Source organism: Microbacterium oxydans (assembly GCF_026559675.1).
In the GTDB taxonomy this organism is placed as follows: Bacteria; Actinomycetota; Actinomycetes; order Actinomycetales; family Microbacteriaceae; genus Microbacterium; species Microbacterium oxydans_D.
On sequence record NZ_CP092891.1, the window covers coordinates 2,915,941 to 2,938,610 of the forward strand.

Here is a 22,670-nt window from a genome sequence, read left to right on the forward strand (position 1 = left end):
GCAGCGTCCCCAAGGGCCCCCGCCCCCAGTGGTGACGATCGGACCACGACGAAGGGGGCCGAACGTCAGGGTCCTCCTTTACGAAAGGAGAAGACCCTATTCACATACTGGCATATTGCGCATTTCGAGATCGAATCGGGGCATGGAAGAAGGCGGTGCCCCTCGCGGGACACCGCCTTCCGGAGATCTGACTACTCGTTGCCGACGGCCTTGTCGGCGCTGTCGCGGATCTCGTCGATCTTGTCGGCGGCACCCGGAGCGATCTTCTTCGCGAAGTCCGCAACGCCGTCGAGGACCTTGTCGCTGATGTCCTCGGCCTGCTCGCTCTTCACGGCCTCGGCGATCTTGTCCTTGTTCTGCTCGTACAGGTCCTTGCCCTTGTTCACGGCGTCTTCGATGCCCATGTGATTCCCCTTCTGAACGTGTGCCGCCGACCGATCGGGGCGACCACACTCATTGTGCAGGTCCGCATGGGCAAAGGGAACCCTCGAGACGCGGTGTTAACGACAGAGGGGCCGGACCCGAAGGTCCGACCCCTCTGCGAGGAAGCAGATGCTTACTTGATGATCTTCGTGACCGTACCGGCGCCGACGGTGCGTCCACCCTCACGGATGGCGAAGCCGAGGCCCTCCTCCATGGCGATCGGCTGGATCAGCTCGACCGTCATGTCGGTGGTGTCGCCGGGCATGACCATCTCGGTGCCCTCGGGCAGCGAGATGACGCCGGTGACGTCGGTGGTGCGGAAGTAGAACTGCGGGCGGTAGTTCGTGTAGAAGGGGTTGTGACGGCCACCCTCGTCCTTGGACAGGATGTACGCGGTGCCCTCGAAGTCGGTGTGCGGCGTGACCGAACCCGGCTTGACGATGACCTGACCGCGCTCGACGTCCTCACGCTTCGTGCCACGGAGCAGGAGACCACAGTTCTCGCCGGCCCAGGCCTCGTCGAGCTGCTTGTGGAACATCTCGATACCCGTGACCGTGGTCTTGACGGTCGGACGGAGTCCGACGATCTCGACCTCGGAGTTGATGGCCAGCGTGCCACGCTCGGCGCGACCCGTGACGACGGTTCCACGACCGGTGATCGTGAAGACGTCCTCGACGGGCATCAGGAACGGCTTGTCACGGTCGCGCTCCGGGTCCGGAACGCTGTCGTCGACAGCCTGCATCAGGTCCAGGATCGCCTGGGTCCACTTCTCGTCGCCCTCGAGGGCCTTGAGAGCGGAGACGCGGACGACAGGAGCGTCCTCGTCGAAGCCCTGGCCGGCGAGCAGCTCGCGGACCTCGAGCTCGACGAGCTCCAGGATCTCCTCGTCGTCGACCATGTCGGACTTGTTCAGCGCGACCAGCAGGTACGGCACGCCGACCTGCTTGGCGAGCAGCACGTGCTCACGCGTCTGAGCCATCGGACCGTCGGTGGCGGCGACCACGAGGATCGCGCCGTCCATCTGAGCAGCACCGGTGATCATGTTCTTGACGTAGTCGGCGTGGCCGGGAGCGTCGACGTGAGCGTAGTGGCGCTTGGGGGTCTCGTACTCGATGTGCGAGATGTTGATGGTGATTCCACGCTGGCGCTCTTCCGGCGCCGAGTCGATGGAAGCGAAGTCACGCTGCACGTTGGTGTCGGACGGGTACTTGTCAGCAAGCACCTTCGAGATCGCTGCGGAGAGCGTGGTCTTGCCGTGGTCGACGTGACCGATCGTTCCGATGTTGACGTGCGGCTTGGTCCGCTCGAACTTGGCCTTAGCCACTGGGTCCTCCTCAGGACGTCGTTGTAGAGGTGACCGGGCACTGGTTTGCGACCGGTTCTCTACGGGTTAGGTTCTCAGTTTAGTAGAGAGGGAATGTGAAGTTGTAGGTGTCCTGGGAGCCGGCGCCTCGCTCACGAGGAGCCGGCTCCCAGAAGGACGATTACTCGCCCTTGGTCTTCTGGACGATCTCGTCGGCCACTGCGCGGGGAACCTCAGCGTAGCTGTGGAACTCCATCGAGTAGACGGCGCGGCCCGAGGTCTTCGAGCGCAGGTCGCCGATGTAGCCGAACATCTCGGACAGCGGCACCTGAGCGCGGACGACCTTGACGCCTGCGGCGTCCTCCATCGACTGGATCTGGCCACGACGCGAGTTCAGGTCGCCGATGACGTCGCCCATGTACTCCTCGGGCGTACGGACCTCGACGGCCATCAGCGGCTCGAGCAGAACGGGGTTGGCGCGACGAGCGGCCTCCTTGAAGCCCATGGAGCCCGCGATCTTGAACGCCATCTCCGAGGAGTCGACGTCGTGCGCAGCACCATCGACGATGGTCGCCTTGACGCCGACCATCGGGTAGCCCGCGAGCACACCGACGTTCATCGCGTCCTGGAAACCGGCGTCGATCGAGCCGATGTACTCACGAGGGATGCGACCACCGGTGACGGCGTTCACGAACTCGTAGGTCTGCTCGGCGTCGAGGTCGAGCGGCTCGATGGTGAACTGGATCTTTGCGAACTGTCCAGAACCACCGGTCTGCTTCTTGTGCGTGTAGTCGTGCTTCTCGACGGCCTTGCGGATCGTCTCGCGGTACGCCACCTGCGGCTTGCCGACGTTGGCCTCGACGTTGAACTCGCGCTTCATGCGGTCCACGAGGATGTCGAGGTGCAGCTCGCCCATGCCCTTGATGGTCGTCTGACCGGTCTCGGGGTTGAGCTCCGTGCGGAAGGTCGGGTCCTCTTCAGCGAGCTTCTGGATGGCGACACCCAGCTTCTCCTGGTCGGCCTTGGTCTTCGGCTCGATGGCGACCTCGATGACGGGCTCGGGGAACGTCATCGACTCGAGGACGACCGGGTGCGCCGGGTCGGTCAGGGTGTCACCGGTGGTGGTGTCCTTCAGACCGATGACCGCGTAGATGTTGCCGGCGGTGACCGAGGGGACCGGGATCTCCTTGTTGGCGTGCATCTGGAAGATCTTCCCGATGCGCTCCTTCTTGTTCTTGGTCGAGTTGATGACCGCGGAACCGGACTCGAGCTGACCCGAGTAGACGCGGACGTAGGTCAGACGACCGAAGAACGGGTGCACGGCGACCTTGAACGCGAGGGCCGCGAACGGGTCCTTCGCGTCGGGGTGACGCTCGATGATCGTGTCGTAGTCCTTCGGGTCGTGCGCCTCGATCGAGCCCACGTCGAGCGGGTTCGGGAGGAAGTCGACGACCGCGTCGAGCATCGGCTGGACGCCACGGTTCTTGAACGCGGAGCCGCAGAGCACCGGGTAGATCTCCGAGGCGACGGTCAGCTTGCGGATCGCGCCCTTGATCTCGGCGACCGTGAGCTCCTCGCCACCGAAGAACTTCTCGAGCAGCGCGTCGTCGGTCTCGGCGACGGTCTCGAGGAGCTGCTGGCGGTACTCGGCAGCCTTCTCCTTGAGGTCCTCCGGGATCTCCTGGATCTCGTAGGAGGCGCCCATGGTGACGTCACCCTTCGAGTCACCGGCCCAGACCAGCGCACGCATCTCGATCAGGTCGACGACACCGATGAAGTCGCTCTCCGCGCCGATGGGCAGCTGGATGACGAGCGGCTTGGCGCCCAGACGGTTGATGATCGTGTCGACGGTGAAGTAGAAGTCCGCGCCGAGCTTGTCCATCTTGTTGACGAAGCAGATACGCGGGACGTTGTACTTGTCGGCCTGACGCCAGACGGTCTCGGACTGGGGCTCGACGCCCTCCTTGCCGTCGAACACGGCCACCGCACCATCGAGGACGCGGAGCGAACGCTCCACCTCGACCGTGAAGTCCACGTGGCCGGGGGTGTCGATGATGTTGATCTGGTTCTTGTTCCAGAAGCAGGTCACGGCGGCAGACGTGATCGTGATGCCGCGCTCCTTCTCCTGCTCCATCCAGTCGGTGGTCGAGGCGCCATCGTGCGTCTCGCCGAGCTTGTGGTTGACGCCCGTGTAGAACAGGATGCGCTCGGTCGTCGTGGTCTTGCCGGCATCGATGTGCGCCATGATGCCGATGTTGCGGACCTTGCTCAGGTCCGTGAGCACGTCTTGTGCCACAGGAGTGTCCTTATCTTTTGGAGCAGTCGTACTGCGAAGAGGGGGTGCCCGCCCCTCGGCGAGTGGCCGAGGGGCGGGCGAAGCTGTTTACCAGCGGTAGTGAGCGAACGCGCGGTTCGACTCGGCCATCTTGTGCGTGTCCTCGCGGCGCTTGACCGCGGCACCCAGACCGTTCGACGCGTCGAGGATCTCGTTCTGCAGACGCTCGGTCATCGTCTTCTCACGACGGCCCTTCGCGTAGCTCACGAGCCAGCGCAGAGCGAGCGTGTTGGCGCGGTGAGGCTTGACCTCGACCGGCACCTGGTAGGTCGAGCCACCGACGCGGCGGCTGCGGACCTCGAGGGTGGGGCGCACGTTGTCGAGCGCCTTCTTGAGCGTGGCGACGGCGTCCTGACCGTTCTTCGCCTCGACACCGCGGAGGGCGCCGTAGACGATCGACTCGGCCAGCGACTTCTTGCCGTCGACGAGGATCTTGTTCACCAGCGAGGTGACGATCGGCGCGCCGTATACCGGGTCGTTGACGACGGGGCGCTTGGGGGCGGGACCCTTACGAGGCATCTAACTCAACCCTTCTTCGCGCCGTAGCGGGAACGAGCCTGCTTACGGTTCTTGACAGCCTGGGTGTCCAGGGCGCCACGGACGATCTTGTAACGCACACCGGGGAGGTCCTTGACACGACCGCCGCGCACGAGCACCAGCGAGTGCTCCTGCAGGTTGTGGCCCTCACCGGGGATGTACGCGGTGACCTCGGTGCCGTTGCGGAGCTTCACACGAGCGACCTTGCGCATCGCCGAGTTCGGCTTCTTCGGGGTGGTGGTGTAGACGCGGGTGCAGACCCCGGCCTGCTGCGGGTTCGACTTGAGCGCCGGCGCCTTGGTCTTGGTGACCTTGGGCGAGCGACCCTTGCGAACCAACTGCTGAATGGTTGGCACGTTCTCTCCTCATAGTGCTGCACGGTGACAGCGTGATGGGTTTCACATCATGACCCACCGGCACGCCGGAATCGACGAGCTTTTGGTGTGATGGGTATGCCGTGGGGGCGGACCGGCATGGTGCCGACGCCCAGTGCGCACGTCGAGACGTGCACACACCTGGTCAAGTGTAATGCCGCGTAACGTGACGGTCAAATGAACGCAAGTCCGGCCGCGGCTAGGCTGGCGTGGTGATGAAGGAGCCGCCCCGGGTCGCCGTGCTGGGTCCGGCGACCGTGACCTCGGGCGACGGGGCGGTCGAGCTTCCCGGCCCGACCACGCGCGCGCTCCTGGTCGCCCTCGCCCTGGGCGATGGACGCCCGCGCGGCATCGAGGCTCTGGCCGCCGACATCTGGACGGATGACGACCTGCCCGCCCATCCGCGAGGGTCCGTGCAGACACTGATCTCGCGCCTCCGGGCGGTCGCCGGCACCGACCTGATCCGCAGCACCGCCGCCGGCTACGCGCTTGCCGACGCGGGCGGCACCGACCTGGCGCGCGCTCGGGCTCTCGAGGGCGAGGCCACGCGACTCGCCGACGGGGACCCGGCGCGATTGACGCTGGTCGACGAGGCACTCTCACTCTGGCGGGGCGAGATCGGCGCGGACCTGGATCGCTCCCCCGTCGGCGCGGAGCTGAGGGACATGGCCGCCGCCCTGCGCGCCCGTCTCGACGACCTCCGCGGTCGGACGCTGGTGGTCCTGGGCCGAGCGGACGAGGCGATCCCCGCGCTGCGTTCGCTCGCCGAGACGCAGCCCTACGACGAGGGCGCCCACGCGCGCCTCATGGAGGCTCTCGCCGCGGCCGATCGTCCGCAGGAGGCCGTCGCGGTGTTCGCGCAGCTGCGCGAGCGTCTGCGCGACGACCTCGGCTCCTCCCCCGGGCCGACGATCACCGCCCTGAACACCCGCCTCCTCCGGGGAGAGGCCACCGCCGGCCCCGCGCCCGTGCGGATCGGGCTGCGCTCCGCACCCAACGCGCTGATCGGCCGCGACGACGACCTGGCCCGCATCTCCGACCAGCTCACCGGCTCACGCCTGGTGACCGTTCTCGGCGCGGGCGGCCTCGGCAAGACCCGGCTGGCCCAGGCGGTGGCCGCCGCTTCCGACGCCCCGCTCGTCGCAGTCATCCCGCTCGCCAGCATCCGCGACGCCGCCGACCTGGAGCCGGCGATCGGCGCCGCTCTCGGCATCAGCGAGACCCGCACCGGCGGCACGCTGGCCGACGCCCGCGCGCAGCCCGATCTGCGCACGCGCATCGTCGCCATGCTGGGCGAGCGGCCGGCTCTCCTCGTGCTCGACAACTGCGAGCAGATCATCGACGCCGTCGCCGCCTGGGCCACGGAGATGCTCTCCACGCTCCCGAGCCTGCGCATCCTCACCACCAGTCGCACCCCCGTGGCGATCTCCGCCGAGTCGGTGTACCCGCTGGCCCCCCTCCCCATCGAGGAGGCGGGCGACCCGGGCCCGGCGGTGCGCCTGTTCCTCGAGCGGGCTGCGGCCGTGCGTCCCGGCGCCGCGCTTCCCCCGGCCGTCGTCGCGCGCCTGTGCCGACGCCTCGACGGCCTGCCCCTGGCCATCGAGCTCGCGGCCGCCCGCATGCGGACCATGACCGTCGAGCAGATCGAGTCGCGACTGGAGAACCGCTTCGCGCTGCTCACCACCGCCGATCGCGCAGCGCCCGCCCGCCATCGGACCCTGCAGGCGGTGATCGAGTGGAGCTGGGACCTGCTCGACCCGGATGCGCGTCACGCGCTCGCCCGCCTCGCGGTGCTGCCCGCCGGGTTCTCCGCCGGCACCGCGGCGGCCGTGCTCGGTCAGGACACGGCCGACGACCTGCTCGACCGTCTCGCCGATCAGTCGCTGGTCGTGGTGGTCGAGACCGCGGATCACGACGGCATCCGCTTCCGCATGCTGGAGACGGTGCGCGAGTTCGGGCTCGCGCGACTCGTCGAGGACGGCGGCGAGGACGCGGCCTGGGCGGCGGTCCTCGCCTGGGCCTGCAGCTTCACCCGCATGCCGGGTGCCGGGATATTCGGGGAGTTCTCACCCCTGCAGCCGAGCGTCCTGCGCGAGCTGAACGCCGAGAACGACAACCTCGTCGCCGCGCTGCGACACGCGCTCGACGGCGGGCTGGCCCCCGAGGCGGTCGGCGTCTTCGCCGTGCTCACCTCGTCGTGGGTGGTGCGCGGCGCGTTCACCGAGCTCATCGGCTTCGCCCCGTCGATGCTCCCCCTCGTCGAGCACCTCCCCGACGGGGCGGTGCCGGCCGACGTGCTGGCGCCCGTGGTGCTGGTGTGCGCGCTCCTCGCGCTGGTCGGGGACGATCCGCGCGGGCTGCGCATCTTCCGGCGGATCCGGCACCTCCGGGAGGAGGTCCCCGGTCCGAGCCCGGCCTGGGACGCCCTCGCCGCTCTCGCCGGTGCCGCCGCCCGACCGGCCAGGATGTCGAAGATCCTCGCGATGCAGCGGCTCTCCCCCGACGCGTCGGTCCGCCTCGTCGGCGAGTTCCTCACCGCCCAGTCGGCCGAGAATCAGGGCGAGGCGGCCGCCGCCGGAGCAGCGGCGCAGCGGGCGTGGGAGCTGGCGGAGCACGCGGGCGACCGCTGGCTCGCCTCGCTGTCGGCCAGCTCCGCGGCGCAGGTGGCCAGCCAGTCCGCTCGCCCCACGGAGGCCCTGATCTGGCTCGATCGCGCCCGGCGCGGGTCCGAGTCCTTCGACATCCTCGACGAACGGCGCCAGCAGGACTGGACCCGCGGCGTCAGCCTCGTGAGCCTGGGCAGGTGGGAGGAGGCGGAGGAGCTCTTCGAGCAGCTCACCCACGTGAGCGAGCTCACCCCGGAAGGGCTGGAGTTCGCCTCCGTGGGATGGGTCGGGCTGGCCGAGGTCGCCCGAGACCGCGGACTGACCGAGATCGCCGCGATGCACTACGAGCGATCGATGATCACGTTCCGCTCGCACGACCAGCGCGCCTCGCCGTGGTTCCTGCTCGTGATGGCCAGCTTCGTCTCGGCATCCGTCCTCGACGGTCTCGAGACCTCGCAGAGCGCGACGCACTGGGCTCGACGGCTGCGCACCCGCATGCTGGCGATCGCGCGGATGCGCTCGGAGTACATCGACCGTCCGGTGCTGGGGACGGCCCTCGCCGGGTGGTCGACCTGGGCCCTCACGGAACCGGCGCTGCAGGACCGCGGGCTGCTGGCGCTCGCCCTGGCCGAGGCTCTGGGCGGTCGACAGGATCTGCCGAGCCTGCACCTCGACGTGCTGCTCGCCCGCGCGACCTCGATCCTCGGCCGGGATGCCGTGGCCACCGCCCGTGCCGCCGTCGCGGGCTACCCGCCGGACGAGCTCGCCACCCGGGCGCTCGACGTGTTCCGGATGCGCGAGACGCCCCGCGCGGTCTGACCACGCGGGGCGCTTCGAGGGACGGATCAGGCCTTCCGCATGTAGGCCCGCACGGTGAGCGGCGCGAAGATCGCGACGATCACGGCCGCGCCGAGGAGCGAGATCCAGGCGTCGGCGCCGAAGACGCCGTTGTTGACGATCTCCCGCACCGCCGTCACCAGGTGCGAGACCGGGTTGATGTTCACGAAGCCCTGAAGCCACCCCGGCATGGTGTCGACGGGGACGAACGCGTTCGAGAGGAACGTGAGCGGGAACAGCACGAGCATCGAGATGCCCTGCACGCTCGACGCCGTGCGCGCGATCACTCCGAAGAAGGCGAAGATCCAGCTGATCGCCCACGAGCACGCGATCACGAGCAGTCCGGCGCCGATGACCGCGCCGATGCCGCCTTCCGGGCGCAGACCCATGATGAAGCCCATCGTGAAGGTGAGCGTGGTGGCGATCGCATAGCGGATCGTGTCGGCCAGCAGCGCCCCGGAGAGCGGGGCGATGCGGGCGATGGGCAGCGACCGGAAGCGGTCGAACACCCCCTTGTCCATGTCCTCACGCAGCTGGGTGCCGGTGACGACCGAGGTGGTGATGACCGTCTGCACGAGGATGCCCGGGATGATCGTGGGCAGGTACGAGGCCACGTCCCCCGAGATCGCCCCGCCGAAGATGTACGTGAACATGAGCGTGAAGATGATCGGCTGCAGCGTGACGTCGAACAGCTGCTCGGGCGTGCGCCGGATCTTCACGAGTCCGCGATACGCCATCGTGAGCGTGTTCTGCACGGTCTGGACGATGCTGGTGTGGTTCTTGAGTCGGCGCTCCGACGCGGGGACGATCATCCGGCGCGGAGCTTCGGCGATGGCGCTCATGCGGGCACCTCTTCCTTCTGCGCCTCGGCGGGCGCGTCCTGGTCCGTGGCGTCATGCCCGGTGATGGTGAGGAAAACCTCGTCGAGGGTCGGCTTCTGCACGCTGAGCTCGGAGACCCCGATCCCGGACTCGCGCAGGGCGATGAGCAGGTCGGCGATGCGGTCGGCATCGGCCATCGGCGCCGTGATCCGGGCGGCCTCCGGCGAGAGCGTGCCACGCACCCCCAGGATCCGCTCGATGGAGACGAGCGCGTCCGCGGTGTCGGCGGCGTCGGCGAGCCGCAGCTGCAGACTCGAGCTGCCCACGGACGCCTTCAGCTCGTCGGCGGTGCCCTCGGCGACCACGCGTCCGCGATCGATCACGGCGATGCGGTCGGCGAGCTGATCCGCCTCGTCGAGATACTGCGTGGTGAGCAGGACGGTCGAGCCGGTCGCGACGAGCTCCCGGATCGTGTCCCACATCTGCCCGCGGGTGCGGGGGTCGAGTCCGGTGGTCGGCTCGTCCAGGAAGATGAGGGGCGGCTGCGCGATGAGCGACGCCGCGAGGTCGAGGCGACGACGCATGCCGCCGCTGAAGTCCTTGAGTGGACGCCGCGCCGCCTCGCTCAGCCCGAACCGCTCGAGCAGCTCGACGGACTTGCTCCGCGCCTCGGCGCGGGAGAGTCCGAGCAGGCGGGAGAAGATCATGAGGTTCTCGTTGGCGGAGAGCGTCTCGTCGACCGAGGCGAACTGTCCGGTGACGCCGATGAGCTGACGCACCACCTGCGGCTCGCGGACGACGTCGTGGCCGAAGACGCGGCCGGTGCCGCCGTCCGGGCGCATCAGGGTGGCGAGCATGTTGATGGTCGTGGTCTTGCCGGCGCCGTTCGGACCGAGCACGCCGTAGACGGTGCCGGTCTTGACCCGGAGGTCGACGCCGTCGACCGCCCGGTTCTGACCGAACACCTTCACGAGCCCCTCGGCCTCGACGGCCCAGTCTGATGTGAGATCTGTCATGCCCACAGCATCCGCCGCCCCGCTTTCACGGCGCTGTCGTCGCGGTGACAGCGACTGTCACGACGTCGGTGGGCGGCCGCGGCTCAGGGCAGATCGGGGTCGAACGGGGAGTCCAGGGACTCGGTCAGCTCCGCGAGCAGCGCCTCGATCTGCGGCTCGACGTGCTGGGAGATCGCCGCCTGGATGTGGATCCGGTGCCGCAGCAGGATGCCGCAGATCTCGCGGCCGACCAGGTTCGCGTACTCGTCGGCGAGGGCGACCTCCTGGCGGAGGGCGATCTTCGCCTCCTCGGTGAGGGGCGGCAGCGCGGGCAGCGCGGCGGCGGAGTCGTCGGCGAGACCGGCGATCGTGAACAGGAACGGCGCCCCCGGAACGGGCTCCGGATCGAGAGGGAGACCGTCGAACTCGGGGTCGAGGTCTTCGGCGGGGCGGTAGCTGCGGGCGCGGTTGCGCGCGGCCTGCTGGTCGAGCTCGCGCTGCAGCATCGGGAGGTTGCGCGCCGTGTACTCCGCGACGGCATGGTCGACGATCGTCTTGATCCGCGTCGAGAGCCCGTGCTGCACGCCGTGCGGGGTGTTCGCGCCGATACCGGCCGCGGAGAGGATGGGAGAGCCGAGACAGCGGCGGCACGGCGCGACGCGGCCGCGGTGGGTCGCCGGCTCCCAGCGCGGCACCCAGCGCAACCAGGCTTCGACGGCCTGGTCCACCTGCGTCTCCAATGAGCGCTCCACCCCACCAGCGTACGGCGCGTCGCCCGTCACCGTCGCGATTTCCCGCGTCTCGGCGGGGCGACCCGCTCCGGTGCGAGTCGGCGCCGCGAGGTCATTCCTCCTCGTCGCGCTCCCACGGCCAGCGCGGATGCTCGGCGCGGGTGCGACGGAGGGCGATGCCACCCCACGCGGCGATCAGCCCGGCCGTCACCAGGATCGCACTCGCGCCACCGCGGACCAGATCGCCGACCACCGCTGTCGCGAGGACGATGCCCGAGCCGGTGAGCACCACGAGCCACACCGCGATCAGGTGGGCGAGCGCGGCGAGCAGGCTGATGGCGATGGTCGCCACGTACGACGGGCGGTGACGGCGCAGCGTCGACCACAGCATGAGCCCGAACACCACGACGGCGACGGCCATGCCGATCACCCCGGGTGCCTGCCCCAGATCCGGCACCGCGATGATGTCGGTGTCGGTGGCCACGCTCAGCGCGCCGAGCCCGAACACCGCGAGGGCGAAGTAGCTGATGGTGGCCAGAGCCACGGCGAGGACAGCGGAAACCCCCGCGGACTCGGGCCCGCGGGGGTTCGGCGTGGTGGAGTTCGTGATTACCTCGGCAGAGTCGGACCGGCTTCGAGCGTCCGCTCATACTCGCGCTGGGCCTCGGCGTTCAGCTCGGTCTTGCGGGCGCCGCTGCGGGAGACCCAGGCGCCGAACCAGATGGTCAGCTCACGGGCGAACACGAAGGCGGCGATGGCCAGCGGTGCCAGCAGCTGCTCGCCGACCAGGTCGAGGCCCTGGGAGGCGGTGAGCTTCCAGAAGGGCGCCTCGAACAACTGTCCGAGGATGTGCCCCGCGTAGGCGATGACGCCGACGATGATGCCGAACACGACCCACAGGCCCCAGCGGCCGCGGTTGATGATCGCGCCGAGAAGCCAGAAGCCGAGGAAGAAGACCACGACGGGCGTCCAGTATCCCCACGTGGTCAGCGGCGCGAGAGCGGCTTCGCCGATGTTCTCGCCGCTCACGTCGCCGGCGATCGCGCCGAAGCCGAGCGCCGCTCCGAGGTACAGGACGGCGAAGACGAGGGTGGCGAGCAGCCCGATCAGGCCGGCGGTGCCGCGGTTGCCGCGGTCGCGGGGCGGCTCGGGGGCCTGCACGAAGATCGGCTGCGGCTGGGAGGCGGATGCGGCGACCAGCGGCTCGGACGGGACGATGCGCGTCTCGACCTCGTCACCGTACTGCGCGTAGGGCGTGCCCGTCATGCCCGAGCCCTCGTGGCCGAACGGGACGGGGGCGGCGACGCTCGCCTCGGGGTAGAAGGACGACGAGTCGACCTCCTCCTCGCGCGGCGCTTCGGTCCACGGACGCGGTTCCTCCTCCGGCACGGAGGACGCGGCGGGAGGCGGCGGCGCGAACGTGCCGGGGTGATCGCGCTCGGCGGCTTCGAACGCGGCGAGGTCGGGATCGATGGTCTTGTCTGCGGCGGCGTCGGTCGGCTCGCCCTCCGGCGGGCCGACGGTGCCGGGAACGTCTGCACCCGCGGCCGCGGCGGCGTCGAGACCGGCGTTCGCGCTGCCGACGACGTCGTCGACGTCAGCCGGCTTCTCGGGCTGGGGAGCGTCGGGGTCACTCATGGGGTGCGCCTCTCATCGGATGTGTGCATTGTGAGGGTACCGCCGGGCCGACGACCGCTCCCGCAGGCGTGCCGACGTGTCGTCATACGCGGTTCCCCGCGCGGTCCCGCGTGCTCAGGGAAGGGCGCTGCGCAACGCGGTGCCGGCGAACTCCGCGAGCACCGGGAGCATGGGAAGGGACAGCCAGATGAGCGCCCCGATGATGCCGACGCACACGATGCCGGCGAACCAGCTCATCCCGAGGTTGCGCCCTCCGACCCGTGCCATGACTCCCACGCTAGGGCCGATGGCGTGCGGTGCGCGGGCGCAACGCCGATCAGCGGGCGGAGCGACCCCGGAGCCGCCAGAGCAACCACAGACCGGATGCCGGGATGAGGAGGAGCCCGAGCCCCATCGCCCCGATCCAGATGACGTCGTACCACGCAGGCACGAGCGGGTTCGCGGCCGGCGGGGTGCCCGTCCCCGAGGACCTGCCGGTCGACTCCCACGCGGCGAAGCCGGCCATCGTCATGAGCAGGAGCAGCGACAGCGTGCCCACCACGAACGGCACGACGATCGCGACGACCTTCTCCCAGGTCTTCCAGAGCGAGCTCAGGCTGACCAGCACGGCGCCCACGAACCACCCGACGATCGGGAGCACGATCCCGCCGAAGCTGAGGGTCAGGGCCGCGGCGATCGCGAATCCGCGCGTCGAGGTCGTCGCCGGACGCGGCGCGGACGAGGCCGTCATGGGCGCCGCGACCACGACCGGAGGCAGGGACGGCACCTCGTCCTGCGCCTCGCGGGCGATGGCCACCGGATCCCCCAGCTGGGCGATGCGCGCGGCGGTCGCGTCGGCGTCGAGCCCGTCGAGCTCCTCCACGATGCCCCCGCGGATGTCGGAGGCGACACCGTGCGGCAGCCCGCGCATGGCCTCGTCGAGGCGCGCGAGGTACTCCTCGCGCAGGGTGTCTGCGGTGATCTGTGTCATGGTCGTCCCTCTCCGACGATGCCCGTGACGACACGGGCGAACGGTGTCCACTGCGCGCGGAAGCGCTCGAGCTGCTCGATCCCGGCTTCCGTGAGCCGGTAATACTTGCGCACGGGCCCGCTCTCGGACGGCAGGTCGAACGTGCTGACCCAGCCGTTGTCCCGCAGCCTTCCCAGCAGCGGGTAGAGCGTGCCGATGCTCGCGATCAGCCCGGCGCCGCTGAGCGCGTCCGCGAGCTGCCAGCCGTACATCGGCTCGCGCGAGAGGAGACCGAGCACGCAGTACTCGACCACTCCCTTGCGCATCTGGGCGCCGATGTCAGCTGTCATGCATGACAAGGTAGCATGCCAGGCAAGCTAGTGGGAAGCCCGCTTCACCACCGGGACGGCGGGGCGCTCTCGATCTCGTAGGGGTCGCCGTACACCGACCAGCGCAACGGCGGATCGAGCGAGAGGTTGCCGGCGTCGAGGAACGTCCGCTGCGCGGTGTCGATCCGGCTGGTGTCCTCGTGCGCCGCCTCGGCGCGCATCTCGTCGGCGCGCGCGTCGAGGAAGGCGTGGAGATAGGCGACCTGGTCGCCGCCGTCCGCCGGGGTCGCCTGCGCGCGCAGGGCCGCGTCGCGGATCGATGCGAAGCCGGAATCGCCGTGCATCACCATCGCATCGAAGTAGATGAACTGTCCGAGCACGCCGAGCCCGTCGGAGAGCGCCTGTCCGACCGCGGGCTCGAAGTACAGCCGATCCACCTCGTCGCGCTGCGCCTGCTGGAATGCTGGCTGAGCGGCCTCTGCACGCCATGCCTCCTCGAACGCCTCGCCGAGACCCTCGTGCGAGTCGGTGCCGTCCACCGCCCGGAGCGCGGGCAGGAACTCCGCGAGTCGGTTGTCCGGCGCCTTCTCCGTGTAGCGCTCGACGAGCATGAGCATGTCGTGCGTGCCGGAGGTGAAGCCCACCAGTCCGCCGGTGTAGCCCCGCTCGTCGCCGATGTCCTCGATGTAGTCGTAGCGGTCGTACCAGGCGAGTGTGGAGTTCTCCGCCGAGGCGACGAGCTCCATCGCGATCTCGCGCTTGACGGGATCCCGCAGCGTGACGGCGGCGGCCGCGGCACCGCGGGCCGTCGCCCACACGGCGACTCCCCCGGCGGCGAGGACGACGACCGCCAGGACCACGACCAGCGCGATCAGGCCACGTCGGCGGGGAGGAGCTGCGGAGGCGGACGGATGCGGGGTCATCCACGCATCGTAGACAACCCCGCCGTGCGTCGTGCGATCAGCCCTTCGTCGCGCCGGCCGTCAGCCCGCCGACGATGTACTTCTGCAGGAAGAGGAACAGGATCATGACGGGGATCGCGGCCATGACGGCGCCGGCCGAGAAGGCCGACCAGTCCGCGTAACGCGGGTTCGCCACCAGCTTGGTCAGTCCGACGACGAGCGTCTGCTGATCCACATCGACGAGCATCACGCTCGCGATGACGTACTCGTTGACCGTTCCGATGAAGGACAGGAGCCCGACCACCGCGAGGATCGGTGCGACCAGACGCAGGATGATCGTGAAGAAGATCCGCGCATGGCCGGCGCCGTCGATGCGGGCGGCCTCGTCGATCTCCTTCGGGATCGTGTTGAAGAACCCGTACATCAGGTAGGTGTTCACGCCGAGCGCGCCGCCGAGGTACACCAGGATCAGACCCGTGTGCGTGTTCAGTCCGATGGCGGGGAACCAGTCCCCCAGCGTCGACATGAGCAGGAAGATCGCGACCACGGCGAGCAGCTGCGGGAACATCTGCACCACCACGATCGTCACCAGTCCGACGCGACGCCCGGCGAACCGCATGCGCGAGAAGGCATATGCCGCACAGGCGCCGATGAAGACCGTGACGGCTCCGGTGACCACGGCGATCAGCAGGGTGTTGAGGAACCAGGTCCCGTAGGGGTTCTGCGGGTCGCTCAGGATGCGCACGTAGCTGTCGATGCCGATCGCGGAGAACAGCTGGTTCGAGCCGGTCAGCGTCCCCTTCGGATTCAGCGACGCCGAAACCACGTACAGCAGGGGGAACAGGGCGAAGGCGCTCACGACGATCGCGACGACGTGTCGCCATCCGGTGTCGGCGAACCAGGCGCCGAAGCTGCGGCGACGCGGAGCGAGGCGCTGCAGGTCGATGTCGGCGGGAGTGGCGGCGGAGCGGGTGGTGGCGGGGCCGGCGGTGCTCATGTCAGTTCAGCTCCTCGAGGGCCTTGGTCTTGCGGAAGCTGATGATCGAGATGGTCGCGACCACGATGAAGATCAGGATGGTGAACGCCGAAGCCAGGCCGTAGTCACGGGTCTGCCCGGTGAAGGCCACCTTGTAGACCATCGAGATCAGGATGTCGGTGTGCCCGACGGGGATGGACACGTCGCTGAAGCGCGGCCCGCCGTTGGTGAGCATGTAGATCAGGTTGAAGTTGTTGAAGTTGAACGCGAACGACGAGATCAGCAGCGGGGCGACGGTGACGAGCAGGAGCGGGAGCTTGATCCGGCGGAAGACCTGCCACGGGTTCGCGCCGTCCATGACGGCCGCCTCGTTCACATCCTCCGGGATGCCCTGCAGGGCGCCCATGCAGACGAGGAACATGTACGGGAAGCCGAGCCAGAGGTTCACGAGCAGCACCGACACCTTGGCCAGCGTCGGATCCGTCAGCCACGGGATGGCGGCTCCGCCGAAGATGACCTGGTTGATGAAGCCGAAGCTCTCGTTCATCATGCCGGCCCAGACGAGGGCCGAGAGGAAGGCGGGGAACGCGTACGGGAGGATCAGGATGATCCGGTAGCCGTTGCGGAACCGCATCCGCGTGTTGTTGAAGACGAGTGCCAGCAGGAGCCCGAGGAAGAACGTCGTCGCGACCGAGATCAGTGCGAACGCGAAGGTCCACAGCGTCACCGAGATGAGCGGCCCGCGGATCGAGGAGTCGGTGACCGCGCGCACGAAGTTGTCGAAGCCGACGGTGGTCTGCCAGCCGGGCAGCAGCTGCTCCCCGTCCTCCGCCGTGAAGGCTCCGTCGCCCGTGTCCGCGTAGACCGTCCCCGTGGTGCTGTCGGTGATCGTGTCGGCGGCCGCGTCGTACTCGAGCGTCGAGACGTACAGGTAGCCCTTCTGCCCGTCCGGCGCGCGCAGACTGCCGTCGTTCGGGTCGTCGCTGAACGGAACCGACAGCTGCTCCAGCTCGCTGGAGAGGGTGAAGACGGTGGCGAGCGGGAGCGTCGTCCACCCGTCGACCGCGACTGCCTGGCCGCCCTCGAACTCGGCGTCGACGTCCGCCAGCGGCTGCTCGGCCGTGCCGAGGAGAGCATCGCCCGACTCCGGGTCGGTCACGAGCAGACCGTAGGTGCCGAACTGCTCGACAACCTTCACCGGGTACGTCGGCGAGTCCTCGACCCGCTCCTGCGCCGAGGCGAGGAGCGAGGAGATCGCCTGGTCCTTGGTGCCGTTGTGACCGGTGCCGTAGTTCGTGAACCCGATGTAGCCGGTGTAGAGCAGTGTGAACACCTGGAACACGATCAGGAAGATGATGCCGGGCGTCAGGTACTTCGCCGCGATGCGCTTGCGGGAGAAGTAGATGTAGTTGACGAGGATCGCGACCGCGACGACGATGCCGAGGATCAGCCATTCCTGATGCAGGAAGAGCACGAACGCGGCGTAGAGGGCGATCGCGTCGACGATGGCCAGCAGGATGATCTTGAGCAGCATCCAGCCGATCGGGCCGGATGCGGCCTCCGCGATCTTCGCGGCCTGTCGCTGGCGTCGGGTCGGAGGAGCGGTGCGCTCTTCGGTGTCTGTCATGTCGTCCTCGTCATGATCCGGCCGGGGCGGCGGAATCCGCTCGCCCCGGCCGGGTCTGTGCGCTGTGTCGTTACTTGATCGCGGCGGTCACGTCGTCGACGAGCTTCTGCCACGTCGCCTTCGGGTCCGCGCCGTTGATGATCGCGGCCTCGGCGACGCCCCAGTACTGCCACACCGAGCCCATGGCCGGGATGGCGGGCATCGGGACGGCGTCGGCGCCCACGGCCTGGAAGCCGGCGATGATCGGGTCGGAGGCGGCGGTGTCGGCGGCGGCCGTTAGCGCGGGCAGGACGTTGCCGGCCTTGAACAGCTCGAGCTGCACGTCCTCCGTGCCGATGTAGTTGACGAGGAAGTCGTTCGCGGCGACCTTGTTCTTCGACTCCGAGCTCACGAAGAAGCCCTTGACGCCGGCGAACGGCGACGCGGTCTCCCCGGTCGGGCTCGGGATCGGGTCGATCGCGACGTTGATGCCGGCATCCGTGGCCGCGCCGACGTTCCACGGACCGGTCAGCCAGAAGGCGGCGGTGCCGTCGAGGAACTGCTGCTTGGCGATCTCGCCGTCGACGTCGGTGTTCAGCACGCCCGCGGCACCCTGCGCGCCGAGCCAGTCAGCGAAGGCGAAGCCGCCCGCGCTGCCGAGCTGGAGGTCGGTGGGGTCGTAACTGCCGCTGTCATCCATGCCGAAGACCGGAGCGCCGAAAGCCGTCTGGAACGGGTACAGGTGGTACGGATTGCCCTCGGCGCCCTGCTCCACGACGAACGTGCCCTTGGAGACCATGTCGTCGAAGCTCGTCGGGGCGGTCGGGACCAGGTCGGCGTTGCGCAGCACCGCGATGTTCTCGACGGCATACGGAAGCATGTAGACCGTGCCCTCGTAGGTGGCCGCCTGCAGCGCGACGGGGAGGTAGTCCTCAGAGCTGTCGCCCAGCTCGATCGGCGCGACGACGCCGTTCGTGGAGAGCTCGCCCAGCCAGTCGTGGGCGCCCATGACGACATCGGGGCCCTTGCCGGTCGGGACCTGCTGGATGAAGTCGTCCTTCATGTCGTCGACCGACTTGCCGACCAGCTCGACCTTGACGCCGGTCTTGTCCTGGTACGAGTCGGCAGCGCTCTGGAGTGCGTCGACGCGCTCGGCGTCGACCCAGACGACCAGCTTCCCGCTGCTGTCCTTCGAGCCGGAGGTGTCGTCGCCGCTGGTCCCTGCGGCGCAGCCGGCGAGCGTCAGAGTCGAAACGATGGCGATGGCGCCTGCGGCGACGATGCCCCTCTTGTTCACCTTCATTGGTGTGTGCCTCTCTCAGTGCTGTGGGCCTGCATGGACTGCAAGCGCTTACAGTATGCATCGAACTCGACGGCATTTGCAACGGAGGAGGGCGTCGATATCAACCCGTGACCGAGCTGATTCGCCGGGAACGGTGTGAAAACGCTTCCACGCCATCGGGAAATCGGCAGGCTCGATACACTTCCTGTATGGCTGACAGCTCATTTGACATCGTCTCCAAGGTGGATCACCAGGAGGCCGAGAACGCCCTGAACCAGGCCCGCAAGGAGATCGAGCAGCGCTACGACTTCAAGGGCACGGGTGCGTCGATCGCCTGGAGCGGCGAGAGCATCCTCATCATCGCGAACACCGAGGAGCGGGCGAAGGCCGTCCTCGACGTGTTCCAGTCCAAGCTCATCAAGCGCGGCATCTCCCTGAAGAGCCTGGACTCCGGCGACCCGTTCGCCAGTGGCAAGGAGTTCCGCATCGTCTCGACGCTCAAGGACGGCATCTCCTCGGAGAACGCGAAGAAGATCAACAAGATCATCCGCGATGAGGGCCCCAAGGGCGTCAAGAGCCAGATCCAGGGCGACGAACTGCGCGTCCAGTCCAAGAGCCGCGACGACCTCCAGTCGGTCATCGCCCTGCTGAAGGGGTCGGACCTCGACCTCGACCTGCAGTTCATCAACTACCGCTGAGCGCAGAGCTCCGGCACGGAGGGCCCCCGAGGATCATCGATCCGCGGGGGCCCTCTCTCGTGCCGACGACGGATCGCATTCTGATATACCGCTCCGGGGTGAACCGAGTAAAGTGCGGCATGTGAAATGTTGGTAGCAGAACCGGAGCCGTGCTGTCGCTCCCGCGATCGCTCATGGGGACGGTCGCAGGGGCGCGCGATCGAGCACACTCCGACGAGGGACGACTGGGGGCGGATCCATGGGAACCACGGGATCGACGAGCGTCGGCGAGAGCAAGCAGCTCCTGGCCGAAGAGGTCTTCGACTACGTCGGCAGACAGATCATCGACGGCACGCTGGCCGCGGGTGAACGCATCCGCGACGTCGACGTCGCCGAAGAGCTGCACGTCTCACGCACGCCGGTGCGCGAGGCGCTGCAACGGCTGGAGCGTCTCGGCATGGTGACGATGTATCCGAGCCGGTACACCGAGGTCACGGAGGTCACCGCGGAGACGATCGCGCAGTCCCTCGAGTTCGCGGGCTACCAGGCCGGCGTCGCCGCGCGCCTCGCGATCCCGCGGCTCACGGCGGCGGAGCGCGAGCACGTCGTACGACTCGCCGTCGGGATGCACGCCTCGCTCGACGACGCCGCGCGGACCTCGGACGCGCGCTGGGCGGTGTTCGCGTACCTCGGCGAGCACAGCGGCAACGCGCAGCATCGCACGCTGATGGAGGATGCGAGCACGGTGCTGTTCCGGAACCTGCGCGACTGGGCTGTGCCCACGGCCGACCGCGGCAGGATGCGTCAGGTGTACATCGACTTCAGCGACGCCGTCCGCAAGGGCGACGGTGCGGGCGCGGAGCACCTGGTCCGGGCGATGTACTACCTGTGACCCGGATCAGCCGGCGGCGCACCAGCCCGTGACCCAGCGCTCCAGACGGCGATAGGCGTCTTCCCGCGCCTCGTGGCGGGACAGGAAGACGTCGTGCAGGGCACCGTCGATGCGCTCCACCGTGACGGTGGACCCGAGACGGAGAGCGGCGCGGGCGATGTCGTCGACGACCAGCACCGAGTCGGCGGACGTGAGATCCTCCGACCACCGGGTCGGGGGCACGAAGCGCGCCGAGAGCAGCACGCACACCGGAGCCGTGATCGACAGGCCGGCCGCCACCGCCTTGTGTCCGGAGAGGATCGCGTGCAGCCAGCCCGCGTACACGGCCATGGTCTGGGTCGGGCGCCACTCGAGGTTCACGTCCATCGGATCATCGGGATCCGCGACCTCCTGCTGCGCGCGCGTGTAGAACCCCAGGTCGACCTGCGGAGCGGCCTCCAGCGGACGGAGCCGCGCCTGCAGCTCGACCATCGGCGCGATCGCCGCCCTGGCGGGTGCGAACTGGAACTCGAGCCACGGACTGTTCAGGATCACCGCGTCCGCCGCATCCGGATGCCGGGATGCCCACAGGCTCAGCGTGAGTCCGCCCGTGGAGTGTCCGAGCAGCACGAGGCGTCGCCCGGTATGGGTTCCCCCCTCGCCCCGACCCATCGCGTCGAGGGCCGCCGCGATGTCCTCGTCGTAGGTCGCGAGGTCGGCGATGTACCCGGGGGTCTGGCCTTCACGGAGGCTGCGGCCGTACTTGCGCAGGTCGAGAGCGAAGAAACGGGCTCCCCGCGAGGTCCAGAACCGCGCCAGCCGCTTCTGGAAGAAGTAGTCCGACCAGCCGTGCACGTACAGCACATCGACGCCGTCGAGGAGGGGACGCTCCCCGCGCACGCGGTCCCACCACCCCGGCTCGGTCGGGAGGGCACGGACCAGGGTCGCCACCACCGGTCCCTGATCGTCCGAGCCGAGGTCGAGCGTCAGCTGCTCGAACTCGTCGCCGAGCACATCGGGCATCCAGTCGGCCATGCGGTCCTCCCCCGTCGTCGCCAGGCTAGCCGAGGCGACCGAGGAGGGCGAACGGACGGACTACTCGCCGCGCGAGACGCGGACCATCTCGTCGCGCGGGACGACCTTGACGCGAGCGCGCTCCGCCGGCGCACCGAGGGCGATCTCGTGCTCGTCGAGGCGGTGCCATCCGTCCAGGTCGGTCCACTGCACGCCGCGCTCCTCCAGGAGTGCCGGGATGGCCTCCTCCGAGGGGTCCTCTGCGTGCCACCAGGAACCCTGGTCGTTGATGATGTGCCGCACGGTCTCCATGGCGTCGGACTTGGTGTGACCGATCAGGCCGACCGGGCCGCGCTTGATCCATCCGGTCGCGTAGATGCCGGGGACGCGCTCGTTCGAGTCCTTCGCGAGCACCTGGCCCTCGCGGTTCGGGATCACGCCGTGCTTCTTGTCGAAGGGCACGCCGGGCAGCGGCGAGCCGAAGTAGCCGATCGCACGGTAGAGCGCCTGGAGCGGCACCTCGCGCAGCTCGCCGGTGCCCACCGCGCCGCCCTGGCCGTCGGGCTGGGTGCGCTCGTACACGAGGGCAGCGACGCGACCGTTCTCGTCCTTGCGGACCTCGACCGGCTTGGCCCAGAAGTGCAGGTGCAGTCGACGCGACGCCGTGCCTCCGGCGTTGTTGACCGAGTCGCGCTTGCGCCAGGACTGCAGGATGCGGTCGATGACCATGACCTGCTTGTTGCTGGCGACGGCATCCTTCGCGGCGTCGTCGTAGTCGAAGTCCTCGTCGTAGACGACCATGTCGACGTCGCGCAGCTCGCCGAGCTCGCGGAGCTCGAGGGGCGTGAACTTCACCTGCGCGGGGCCACGACGGCCGAAGACGTGGACGTCGGTGACCTCGCTGGCCTGGAGGCCCTCGTAGACGTTCGCGGGGACCTCGGTGACGAGCAGATCCTCGGCATGCTTGGCGAGCATGCGTGCGACGTCGAGTGCGACGTTGCCGTTGCCGAGCACACCGACCGAGGCGGCGTCCAGCGGCCACTCGCGCGGCACGTCGGGGTGCCCGTCGAACCAGCTGACGTAGTCGGCCGCGCCGTAGGAGCCGACCGCGTCGATCCCCGGGATCTCGAGCGAGGTGTCGCGGATCGCACCGGTCGCGAAGATCACCGCGTTGTAGTGCTTCTTGAGGTCTTCGAGGGTGATGTCCTCACCGAAGCGCACGTTGCCGAACAGGCGGATGTCACCGCGGTCCAGCACGTCGCGGAGAGCCGTGATGATGCCCTTGATGCGGGGGTGGTCGGGAGCGACCCCGTACCGCACCAGCCCGTACGGAGCGGGGAGCTGCTCGAAGAGGTCGATCGAGACGTCGAACTTGCGCTCGGCCTTCAGGAGGATGTCCGCGGCGTAGATGCCGGCGGGGCCCGCACCGACGATGGCCAGTCTGAGCTTGGTCATGGGAGGTCC

General features: G+C 68.8%; 22 protein-coding genes. 3 read left to right on the forward strand and 19 right to left on the reverse strand.

Features of this window, described 5'->3' with window-relative positions; genetic code table 11:
- Positions 1-191: 191 nt before the first annotated feature.
- From MME74_RS14135 to rpsL, 5 genes are all read right to left on the reverse strand, one after another.
- The gene (locus MME74_RS14135) at positions 192-404 is read right to left on the reverse strand and encodes a hypothetical protein (protein WP_045264638.1); all 213 of its coding nucleotides are present in this window, start codon (positions 402-404) and stop codon (positions 192-194) included.
- Between the two features lie 152 nt (positions 405-556).
- Positions 557-1,747: an elongation factor Tu gene (tuf, locus tag MME74_RS14140; RefSeq protein WP_017829210.1), complete on the reverse strand. Its 1,191-nt coding sequence runs from the start codon at positions 1,745-1,747 to the stop codon at positions 557-559.
- 160 nt (positions 1,748-1,907) lie between these two features.
- Positions 1,908-4,022 carry an elongation factor G gene (fusA, locus tag MME74_RS14145; protein WP_267415691.1) on the reverse strand — a complete coding sequence of 705 codons (2,115 nt, stop codon included), beginning with the start codon at positions 4,020-4,022 and terminating at the stop codon, positions 1,908-1,910.
- Positions 4,023-4,109: 87 nt separating this feature from the next.
- The gene (rpsG, locus tag MME74_RS14150; RefSeq protein WP_017201608.1) at positions 4,110-4,580 is read right to left on the reverse strand and encodes a 30S ribosomal protein S7; all 471 of its coding nucleotides are present in this window, start codon (positions 4,578-4,580) and stop codon (positions 4,110-4,112) included.
- 5 nt (positions 4,581-4,585) lie between these two features.
- On the reverse strand, positions 4,586-4,954 hold the full coding sequence (gene rpsL, locus MME74_RS14155; protein WP_017201609.1) for a 30S ribosomal protein S12: 369 nt from the start codon (positions 4,952-4,954) through the stop codon (positions 4,586-4,588).
- Positions 4,955-5,187: 233 nt separating this feature from the next.
- Between rpsL and MME74_RS14160 the strand changes: the two genes are divergently transcribed.
- Positions 5,188-8,397: an ATP-binding protein gene (locus tag MME74_RS14160; protein WP_267415692.1), complete on the forward strand. Its 3,210-nt coding sequence runs from the start codon at positions 5,188-5,190 to the stop codon at positions 8,395-8,397.
- 26 nt (positions 8,398-8,423) lie between these two features.
- Here the strand turns inward: MME74_RS14160 and MME74_RS14165 are convergent, their stop codons facing one another.
- From MME74_RS14165 to MME74_RS14220, 12 genes are all read right to left on the reverse strand, one after another.
- Positions 8,424-9,257, reverse strand: coding sequence for an ABC transporter permease (locus MME74_RS14165; RefSeq protein ID WP_267415693.1), 834 nt, complete (start codon positions 9,255-9,257; stop codon positions 8,424-8,426).
- Entirely contained in the window at positions 9,254-10,252 is a 999-nt protein-coding gene (locus MME74_RS14170) for an ATP-binding cassette domain-containing protein (RefSeq protein WP_267415694.1), read from the reverse strand. The genes MME74_RS14165 and MME74_RS14170 overlap by 4 nt, the downstream gene beginning before the upstream one ends.
- An 83-nt stretch (positions 10,253-10,335) precedes the next feature.
- The gene (locus tag MME74_RS14175) at positions 10,336-10,983 is read right to left on the reverse strand and encodes a spermidine/putrescine ABC transporter substrate-binding protein (protein WP_267415695.1); all 648 of its coding nucleotides are present in this window, start codon (positions 10,981-10,983) and stop codon (positions 10,336-10,338) included.
- Positions 10,984-11,074: 91 nt separating this feature from the next.
- The gene (locus MME74_RS14180; RefSeq protein WP_267415696.1) at positions 11,075-11,506 is read right to left on the reverse strand and encodes a hypothetical protein; all 432 of its coding nucleotides are present in this window, start codon (positions 11,504-11,506) and stop codon (positions 11,075-11,077) included.
- Positions 11,507-11,571: 65 nt separating this feature from the next.
- On the reverse strand, positions 11,572-12,600 hold the full coding sequence (locus MME74_RS14185) for an ABC transporter (RefSeq protein ID WP_267415697.1): 1,029 nt from the start codon (positions 12,598-12,600) through the stop codon (positions 11,572-11,574).
- Between the two features lie 114 nt (positions 12,601-12,714).
- The gene (locus MME74_RS14190) at positions 12,715-12,867 is read right to left on the reverse strand and encodes a hypothetical protein (protein ID WP_267415698.1); all 153 of its coding nucleotides are present in this window, start codon (positions 12,865-12,867) and stop codon (positions 12,715-12,717) included.
- A gap of 49 nt (positions 12,868-12,916) precedes the next feature.
- Entirely contained in the window at positions 12,917-13,570 is a 654-nt protein-coding gene (locus MME74_RS14195) for an HAAS signaling domain-containing protein (RefSeq protein ID WP_267415699.1), read from the reverse strand.
- Entirely contained in the window at positions 13,567-13,899 is a 333-nt protein-coding gene (locus tag MME74_RS14200) for a PadR family transcriptional regulator (protein WP_267415700.1), read from the reverse strand. Before MME74_RS14200 ends, MME74_RS14195 begins: the two co-directional genes overlap by 4 nt.
- Before the next feature lie 44 nt (positions 13,900-13,943).
- The gene (locus tag MME74_RS14205) at positions 13,944-14,801 is read right to left on the reverse strand and encodes a chitosanase (protein WP_324170115.1); all 858 of its coding nucleotides are present in this window, start codon (positions 14,799-14,801) and stop codon (positions 13,944-13,946) included.
- Positions 14,802-14,838: 37 nt separating this feature from the next.
- On the reverse strand, positions 14,839-15,777 hold the full coding sequence (locus MME74_RS14210) for a sugar ABC transporter permease (protein ID WP_267415701.1): 939 nt from the start codon (positions 15,775-15,777) through the stop codon (positions 14,839-14,841).
- 1 nt (position 15,778) lies between these two features.
- The gene (locus tag MME74_RS14215) at positions 15,779-17,383 is read right to left on the reverse strand and encodes an ABC transporter permease subunit (protein ID WP_267415702.1); all 1,605 of its coding nucleotides are present in this window, start codon (positions 17,381-17,383) and stop codon (positions 15,779-15,781) included.
- A gap of 70 nt (positions 17,384-17,453) precedes the next feature.
- Entirely contained in the window at positions 17,454-18,665 is a 1,212-nt protein-coding gene (locus tag MME74_RS14220) for a sugar ABC transporter substrate-binding protein (RefSeq protein ID WP_267415703.1), read from the reverse strand.
- 188 nt (positions 18,666-18,853) lie between these two features.
- Between MME74_RS14220 and MME74_RS14225 the strand changes: the two genes are divergently transcribed.
- Positions 18,854-19,342: a YajQ family cyclic di-GMP-binding protein gene (locus MME74_RS14225; protein ID WP_267415704.1), complete on the forward strand. Its 489-nt coding sequence runs from the start codon at positions 18,854-18,856 to the stop codon at positions 19,340-19,342.
- Between the two features lie 238 nt (positions 19,343-19,580).
- Complete coding sequence (locus MME74_RS14230) at positions 19,581-20,213, forward strand: GntR family transcriptional regulator (RefSeq protein ID WP_267415705.1); 633 nt, start codon at positions 19,581-19,583, stop codon at positions 20,211-20,213.
- 6 nt (positions 20,214-20,219) lie between these two features.
- Here MME74_RS14230 and MME74_RS14235 read toward each other — a convergent pair whose 3' ends face one another.
- Both MME74_RS14235 and MME74_RS14240 read right to left on the reverse strand, forming a co-directional pair.
- On the reverse strand, positions 20,220-21,227 hold the full coding sequence (locus tag MME74_RS14235; RefSeq protein WP_267415706.1) for an alpha/beta hydrolase: 1,008 nt from the start codon (positions 21,225-21,227) through the stop codon (positions 20,220-20,222).
- 60 nt (positions 21,228-21,287) lie between these two features.
- A complete protein-coding gene (locus MME74_RS14240; protein ID WP_267415707.1) occupies positions 21,288-22,661 on the reverse strand; it encodes an FAD-dependent oxidoreductase in 1,374 nt (457 codons plus the stop codon).
- Positions 22,662-22,670: the final 9 nt, after the last annotated feature.